We start from the raw sequence: 8374 nt of genomic DNA, 5'->3' as shown, positions 1-8374 counted from the left end.
TGCCAACCCGACTTTTTCGCGTATGTTCCGCGCCCTCGCTGAGGGGCCACGGCCCCGCCGCGACGGGTGTATAGCTCAGTTGGTAGAGCAGCTGACTCTTAATCAGCGGGTCCAAGGTTCGAATCCTTGTACACCCACCATTCTTCCGGCCGCTAACGCGGCCTGACCTCTCGCCGCGTCAGATCTCACAAAGGGTCCGCGCCTTGGGCGGGACAGCGCTGGGTGCGCTGGCTCTCTGCAGTCGCCGTCGCCTTTACCGACGCGCCCCCTCGGGTTCGACAGCTCGTCGATCTGCGGCGGCCTCGGCGAGGTCGAGCCGGCGGCGGAGGGGATCCTCGCCGGCGGCGATGCGCCCGTCGGCGCCGAAGATGAGCAGCGGTTCCCCGCGTCGTCCTGCGGCCGGCCACAGCGACAGACCGCCGCCGTTCGGATCCCCGCGCTGCGCGAAGTTCACCCAATAGCCGGCCATGGCGTCCGCGACGCTCTCGTCCTCGCCTGTCACCCGATCCTGGTGCATGGCCGCCAGTCGGTCGAAGGCGAAAGCCACGTCGGAGGCATGCTCGGCGCCGAACCGCGAAGTCTCGCCGCGCGCCGTCGGTACGTAGGCGAACCGGTAGACGTACGTCGGAGCGCCTCGCCCGCTCATCGCCTGAGCGACGAAGCGCGCCGGCTCGATCATGTTTCGGTCGGCGCCGACCGCCTGGTTGACGGCCTTCAGATCCGCCTGGCCGGTGGGGTCGTAGGCCGCCCTTGCGGCCTCGGCGTCGGGCCCGAACGCGGCGAAGGCGGCGTCCTTCGTCGGCGCCGCGTCGAGGCTGAGATCGCCGTCCGTCGCCCCGACGATCAGCGGGACGCGGTGTTGCCGGCGCGCGGCGAACACCGCCTCCGCGGGCTCGGTCAGCACGCGGCCGTCGATCACCGGGCCGGCGAAGAAGGCGCGGGCGGGCGCGAAAGCCAAGGTCGCCATGCTGAGGTCGCCGGTGATCTCCCGGGCGCTCTTTGCGCGCAGAGCCTCGAGAGCGGCCTCGCCGGTTCCCTCGACGCCGATCGCCTCGGCGAACTGAACGCCCAGGGTCTCGGCGGACGGCGCACCGGGGAGATCGTGCGCCGCCCGCCGCCGGCCGGTCAGGAAGCTGCGACCGCCTCCCGACTGCACGATGGCTTTGTCGAAGAGCCCCCTGCCCTCGGGCGAGGTCAGGAGCGCGTTGATCGACATCCCGCCCGCCGACTCGCCGACCACGGTGACGTTCGCGGGATCCCCGCCGAAGTCGTCGATGTTGCGCCGGACCCAGCGGAGAGCGGCGATCTGGTCCATGAGGCCGTAGTTGACCTTCGGCTCTTGCGGATTTTCGCGGCTCAGGGCCGGGTGGCCGAAGAAGCCGAGCCGGCCGAGCCGATAGTTGAAGCTCACGAAGACGACGCCGCGCCTGGCCATCTGGTCGCCGAAGGTCTCCGGCGAGGACGAGCCGCCGTTGGTGAAGGCGCCCCCATGGATCCAGACCATCACCGGCAGCTTGCCTCCGGCCTGTGCAGGCCGCCAGACGTTCGCGTACAGGCAGTCCTCGGACCGGGGATGGGACGGCGGCGGCCCGGGCATGGCGCCTTGAACACAGTCCGGGCCCATGACGGACGCGTCTCTCGCCCCCGGCCAGGGCGTCACCGGCTGCGGCGGCCGCCACCTCAGCGCGCCGACGGGCGCGTTCGCGTAGGGGACCGCCTTGTAGGCCACGACGCCGTCCCCGGCTTGTCCGCGGAGGACGCCGCCTTCGGAGCGGACCTCGGGGGCCGCCGAGGCGAGCGCGGCGGCGAACAGCAGGGCCAGCGCGCTCATTGAGCGGCAGCCCCGGCCCGCATCTCGACCTGCCCTGCAAGGTCCTTCGCGCCTGCCGCACGACCGACGTAGACGCTGTAGGTCCCGGCCGACCGTCGCCAGCCGCCGCCATCCTTATCGTAGGAGGCCAGCAGCCGCGGATCGGCCTTCACGACCACCTCGCGGCGCTCGCCGGGTTTTAGTCGGACTCGGGCCCATCCCACGAGACGATGGGTGCGCCCTGGCGGGGCGACGTAGAGCTGCGCCACCTCGACGCCCTCGCGCGGCCCGCTGTTGGCGAGGGTGAACCGCGCCTCGAGCGCGTCGCCGCCCGCGAGCCGCAGGCGATCGTACGCGAATTCGGTGTAGGTCAGGCCATGGCCGAAGGCGAACAGCGGCTTGGCGCCGGTCCGCTCGAACCAGCGGTAGCCCACGTCGCTGCCCTCGTTGAACACCACTTCGAACGGCTCGACCTTGGCGCCCAGGCCCAACGGCGTGCGCTGCGCGGGATCGAAGCCCGGGATCTTCGGACGCGGGAGCTGATCGACGCTCACTGGGAAGGTCATCGGCAACCGCCCCTCGGGCGCGGCTTCCCCGGTCAGGATCTTGGCGATGGCCTCGCCTCCCCGCTGGCCGGGGTACCAGGCCTGCAGCACGGCCTGGACCTCTCCGAGCCAGGGCATGTCCACGGGGTTCCCGGTCTCGAGCACCACAGCCGTCTTCGGATTGGCCGCGGCCACTGCGGCGATCAGCCCGTCCTGACCGTGCGGGAGCGACAGGTCAGGGGCGTCCATGCCCTCTTCTTCCGGCCGCGTAGCGAATATGATCGCCACGTCCGCCGTGCGGGCGAGCTCAGCCGCGCGGGCCGAATCCGACCCGTCATCGAAGCTGATCTCTGCCTCCGGCCGCAGGCTGCGCAGGGCGGCCAACGGCGAGGACAACCCGTAGACCGGCGCCAGCATGGCCGCGATGCCGTCGCGGCCGCGGGTGTCCTTGAAGTGGCCCCCGTAGGGCATCACCTGCGACGAGCCGCCGCCGGACAGGACGCCCCGGTCGGCGAACCCGCCGATGACCGCGATGCGCTGCGCCGAGCCGACCAGCGGGAGCAGGCCCTCGTTCTTCAGAAGCACCATGCCCGACAGCGCAACCTGCTCCGCGATGGCGGCGTGCGCGTCCTTGTCGATGCTGCCTCCCGGCTGCGCGGGATGGTCGACGGCGCCGATAGCGATCATGCTGCGCACGATGCGGCGGGCGGCCTCTTCGACGCGCGCGGCCGGAACCTCGCCGCCCAGCACCGCGGCTTTCAGGCCGTCGAACCAGGGGTCGTCCTGCGGCGATTCCTGATCGAGGCCGGCCTCCAGCGAGGGCGCAAGGCTGTGCACGGCGCCCCAGTCGGACATCACCCAGCCCGGATACCGCCACTCGCCCTTCAGCACGGTCGATAGCAGGAACGGGTCCTCGCAGGCGTAGGGCCCGTTCACGCGGTTGTAGGCGCACATGACCGCGCCGGGGCGCCCCCCCTCGATGGCGATCTGGAACGCCAGCAGGTCCGACTCGCGCAGCGCCGCCTCATCGATGACCGCGTTGTGGACGAAGCGGCCGGTCTCCTGGCTGTTCAGCGCATAGTGTTTGGTGGTCGACACCACGTGCCGGCCTTGGATGCCGGCGATCTGCTCGCCGATGATCACGCCGGACAACAGTGGATCTTCGCTGGCGTATTCGAAGTTGCGGCCGTTGCGCGGCTCGCGGACCAGGTTCACCCCGCCGGCAAGCTGGACATTGAAGCCCTTGGCGTGGGCCTCAGCGCCCAGCATGTCGCCGGCCCTGCGGGCCAGCTCAGGATCGAAGGTCGCCGCCAGCGCCAGGCTCGCCGGCAGCGAGGTCGCCTCGTCGCCGCGGCGCAGGAAGCCGCCTAGGTTGCCGACGCCCAGGCTGGCGTCCGACATCTGAAGCGCAGGCATCCCGACCCTCGGAATCGCCGCCACATAGCCGGCCGATCCCAGGGCGCCTTCCGGCGTCCGCCGCCGCATCGCCTCGGGGATGGAGGGCGGCAACGGCACGCCGAGCGACAGCAGGCCGAAGCCCGGCTCTGTGCGCAGCAGCGAGATGCGCTCGTCGAGCGTCATGGCCTCGACCATTTGTCGGGCGCGCTCGTCGGCGGAGAGGCGCGCGTCGCTCCAAGGATGCTGCATCGGGGTCTGGCCGGCGGCTGATGTGGACATGGCGAGGACGGCGGCCGCGAGGACGCCTACGATCTGTGACTTCACGAAGGGCTTCCTACTGCTTCAGCTTGCCGATGACCCGGAACGCCGGTTCGGGCGGGGTCGCCTTGGCCGGCTGTTCGCTGTCCAAGGCCAGCTTCAGGAGATTTCTCAGAAGTCGCACCGACTTGCGGATTTCGCCGGGCTTCTCCACCAGCAGCTGGGCGACCGACAGGCCCCGGATCGCCCAGACGACGAGCCGGACCCCGGGGGCGGCCGCGTCCATGCCGGCCTCGCTCGCGACCGACGTCGCGATGCTGATGGAGTCGCGCTCGATCTCCATCTGCATGGGCCGCAGCCGGGTCGCCAGCTCGGGATCGCTGCGCGAGCCCTGCAGGATCTCGAGCACGGCGACGCCCCTGGGGCGGCTGAGCACGTCCCAGGCGATCTCCGGGAACGCCAGCACCCGCTCCCGCGGGTCGGAGATCTTGCCGAGTTGCTCGCGGTAGAGCGCGATCTCCTCATCGTAGACGGTGCGCACCACATGCAGCATCAGGTCCACCCTGGTGGGGAACTGGTGCTGCAGGGCCCCGCGGCTGATGCCGGCTTCCGCCGCCACGGTCAGGATGTTGGTGGCCGCATACCCCCGCTCGTAGAGCAGTCGGATCGCCGTCTCGAGCGCCCGGGCCCGGGTTTCGGCGCTGCGGCTCTCCTGGGTCCGTCGCTTCGGCTTGCCGTTATTCATCGGGGGAGCCCGGCGCGGGCGATGCGGCCCAGGTGCCTTGCGCTGGGCTTCGGCGTGCGCGCGAAGGTGGTCCGGTCGACGGCCACCAGCCCGAACTTCGGCCCGAAGCCGGAGACCCACTCCCAATTGTCCAGCAAGGACCAGTGGATGTAGCCGCGCAGGTCGATCCCGTCACGGACGCATCGGGCCACGCCGGCCACCGCCTCGTCGATGAAGGCGACCCGACGGGCGTCATCTTCGGTGGCGACGCCGTTCTCCGTCACATAGATCGGCCGCGTGGTGCGCTTGGCGACCATCCGGATGACAGCCTCCAGCGCTCCCGGAGCGAAGGGATAGCCCATCTGGGTCAGTTCGACGCCATCCGGGGGCGGCAGATCGGTCTCCGGAGCCACGACGCTGTAGGTGTAGTTCTGGACCCCGACGAAATCGCCGGGCGCGTTCAGCCAGGGCGTGAGCACCTGCGACAGCTTCTCTTCGATGCCGTCGCCTCCGGAGGCCGGCCGCTCCTCGTTCAGCGCCAGTGTGATGCCAACCGGGAAGGCGTCCCCGGCGATGGACCTGATCGCCTCGTAGGCGCGCGCGTGGGCCTCGACCATGATCGGCTGTTGGATGCGGAAGTCACCCAGCATGGGCGGCGCCCACTGCTGCGCCCCCACCGAGGCGGCCGCAGCCTGCCGCGCCTTGTCGATATAGGGGCGCATGGGACGGATCGAGGGGGACCAGCTGATCAGCGCGCCGAGGTTCGGCTCGTTGAACGTCGAGGCGATGCCCACGAGCTCGCCGAGCTCCCTTGTGACCACTTCGCAGAACCGCACGAACGGGGCGATGCCGTCGCGGGTCTCGAAGCCGCCGGCCGCTGCGAACCAGCGCGGCGTCGTGAAGTGGTTGTAGGTGAGGAACGGCGTCATCCCGTGCCGGCGGATCGCCTCCAGCACCCGCCGGTAGTAGGCGATCGCGGCCAGGGAGATCATGCCCGGCTCGGGCTCGATCCGCGACCACTCGATCGAGAACCGATGGGTGTTGAAGCCGAGCGAGGCGGCGAGCGCGATGTCTTCGTCGAACCGGTGGTAGGCGTCCATCGCATCGCCCGACGGATCCTTGAAGATGCTGGGCTTCAGGTTCTCCATCACCCACAGGTCGCTGGCGTAATTGCCGCCCTCGATCTGGTAAGAGGCGCCCGCCGTTCCCCAGAGGAACTTGGGGGTCGGCCGCTGAGCGTTGGCGGAAGTCGGACCGGCGATCATCAAACCTCCCAACGCCGCCGAGGCGGCCAGCAACTGTCGACGGTCCGGCCTGTTCACCCTCTCGGGGCCCCCTGCCCGCCGCATCAGAAATCGAGCTTGAGCTGGATGCCGACGGTGCGGAAGGCGTCGGGGCTGACGATCCGATAGTATCCGCCGGGGTTCAACGTGCCCGAGGGGTACGGCGCATAGAACTGCTCGTCGAGCAGGTTGCGGCCGTAGAGGCTGAGCCGCCAGCGCTCGCCCGATATTCCCACCGTGGCGTTGAGCAGCCCGTAGGAGTCCACGACCGAGCGCGGATCGGCGGTGATGGACTGGGCTTCGCTCCGCCAGGACCACATCGCGCTGGCGTCCAGGACAAGGCCGTTCGCCAGCGGCCGCTCGTAGGAACCGCGGAGCATGTAGGACCACTGCGGCGCATTGGCGAGCCGCTCGCCCGAGTAGTTGGCGACCTGCAGCCCGGTGGCGGGATCGACGTAGCAGCCCACGCCGGCGACGGGCGAGACCGGCTGGCCCGCGTAGCAGGCGGCGAAGTAGTCCTTGTACTTGGCGTCGTTGTAGGCTGCGTTCGCGGACAGCGTCAGCTCGGGGGTCAACCGAAGGGTCGACTCGACCTCCACACCCTTCGCCCGCATCAGGCCGGCGTTGCTCATCACGAACGACGGCGGGCTCACAGACGAGTCCAGCGCCTGCGCCTGGAAGTCGGAGAAGTCGGAGAGATAGACCGTGCCGTTCAGGGTCATGCGGCCGTCGAGCAGGGTCGACTTCACCCCGGCCTCGTAGCTCTCGACCGTCTCCGGCTTGATCTCGCGCACCACCCCGCCGGTGCCGTCGATGGCCGGACCCTTGTAGCCGGTGGCGTAGGTCGCGAAGAACATCAGGTCGCGGTGGGGCTGGTATTGCAGCCCGATTCGGCCCGACAGGTCGTCGGCCTCGACCTCGCCGCTGTAGGGCAGCGTCACGCCCGAAGGGATGGACGGGAACGGCAGCGGCGTCACCCTCATCGAGCCGCGGACCTGGTCGTGGGTGTAGCGGAGACCCGCGATGACCTTCAGCGTCTCGGTGAGCGCATAGGTCCCCTGACCGAAGGCGGCGAGGCTGCGGTTGCGCACCTTCTCGTCCCGACGTCCGCCGCCCAGCACCACCGGGCGGCCGAACAGGCCGTAGAAGTTCCCGTACTGGGCCGCCCAGCCGGTGATGTCCGTGCCGTAGTAGTAGGCGCCCACGACGTACTCGAGGCGCTCGCCCGACGGCGAGGTCAGGCGCACCTCCTGGGTGACCTGGCTGCTGTCGACGCCCCCGTCGCTGTTGTTGAAGATGTTGATGGGCGCAGCGTCGATGTCGGCCAGCTGCAGGGTCTCCACCGCGCGATAACCGGTGATGGAGGTCAGAGTGTGCTCGCCCAGCCGGTAGTCGACTTGCAGCGAGGCCGCGTCCAGCTTGGTCTTCGCGCTCCAGTCCGCGTCCTGGAAGCTGACCAGCACGCCCGGGCCCGGCCGGATCGCGAAACGGTTGAACTGGGCGTTGAACAGCGGGTTGGTCCCCAGCGCCTCCAGGGTGTGGGCGTCGCGCGAGAAGCCCTCCTGGTGCTCGACGCTCGCCTGCACGACCAGCGCGTTCGAGGGCTCCCAGCGCAGCTTGGCGCGCACGCCCCAGCTCTCCCGGTCGCCCACGTGCCACTTGTTGAGCAGGTTGGGGATCGCCCCCTCCTGCGACTGGTAGAAGGCCGACAGCCGGACGGCCGCCGCATCGCCGATCGGCAGGTTCGCCGAGCTGCGCGCGATGACCTCGTTGCGCTCGCCGTAGGCGAGCGTCAGGTCGCCCGAGGTCTCGCCCAGCTGGGCGCCGCGGGTGACGATCTGGATCACGCCGGCCGAGGTGTTCTTGCCGAACAGCGTGCCCTGCGGCCCGCGCAGCACCTCGATCCGCTCGATGTCGCTGAAACCCGTCGCGCCTGGATCTCGCGACAGGCCCACCACCACTCCGTCGACAACCAAGCCGACGGTCTGCTCGACCCCGCCCAGGTAGGACTGGGTCCCGACGCCGCGGATCTGATAGCCGCCGCCGTTCGCCGTCGGATTGGTCGACGAAAAGCTGACGTTTGGCGCGAGGTACTGGATGTCGGTGACCTCCCGCACACCCGACTGCGCGAGCTCCTCGCCGGAGACGGCGGTGACCGCCACGGGCACGTCCTGCAGGCGCTGCTCCCGGCGGGTGGCGGTGACGATCACTTCGTCCACCTGCGTTTCCGCCTGGGCGGATGCGATCTGCGGCAGCGCCGCCGCCACGCCGGCGCCCAGCGCCGTCGCCATCAACATCGCACGCGCCGACTTCTTCTGGACGCCCATCTGCTCTCCCCTCGCGGCGAGCTGCCGCT

Annotated in this window: 5 protein-coding genes and 1 tRNA gene; 1 reads left to right on the top strand and 5 read right to left on the bottom strand. The window is 70.0% G+C overall.

The window, feature by feature from the left end; genetic code table 11:
- The first annotated feature begins 64 nt into the window (after positions 1-64).
- A tRNA-Lys gene (locus VHK87_RS11775) sits at positions 65-140 on the top strand.
- A gap of 113 nt (positions 141-253) precedes the next feature.
- Here the strand turns inward: VHK87_RS11775 and VHK87_RS11770 are convergent.
- From VHK87_RS11770 to VHK87_RS11750, 5 genes are all read right to left on the bottom strand, one after another.
- The gene (locus VHK87_RS11770) at positions 254-1831 is read right to left on the bottom strand and encodes a carboxylesterase/lipase family protein (protein WP_329635086.1); all 1578 of its coding nucleotides are present in this window, start codon (positions 1829-1831) and stop codon (positions 254-256) included.
- Positions 1828-4077: a beta-glucosidase gene (locus VHK87_RS11765; protein ID WP_329635085.1), complete on the bottom strand. Its 2250-nt coding sequence runs from the start codon at positions 4075-4077 to the stop codon at positions 1828-1830. The genes VHK87_RS11770 and VHK87_RS11765 overlap by 4 nt, the downstream gene beginning before the upstream one ends.
- 10 nt (positions 4078-4087) lie before the next feature.
- Positions 4088-4756, bottom strand: coding sequence for a TetR/AcrR family transcriptional regulator (locus tag VHK87_RS11760; RefSeq protein WP_329635084.1), 669 nt, complete (start codon positions 4754-4756; stop codon positions 4088-4090).
- Positions 4753-6000 (bottom strand): glycoside hydrolase family 1 protein, encoded by a 1248-nt coding sequence (locus tag VHK87_RS11755; RefSeq protein ID WP_329635083.1) that lies wholly within the window; start codon positions 5998-6000, stop codon positions 4753-4755. The genes VHK87_RS11760 and VHK87_RS11755 overlap by 4 nt, the downstream gene beginning before the upstream one ends.
- Positions 6001-6083: 83 nt before the next feature.
- Positions 6084-8374 (bottom strand): TonB-dependent receptor (locus VHK87_RS11750; protein ID WP_329635082.1); only part of this gene is annotated, 2291 nt, incomplete at its 5' end.

This window comes from Phenylobacterium sp., from assembly GCF_036263695.1.
GTDB lineage: Bacteria > Pseudomonadota > Alphaproteobacteria > Caulobacterales > Caulobacteraceae > Phenylobacterium.
This window is presented reverse-complemented; position numbering and strand designations above follow the sequence as displayed.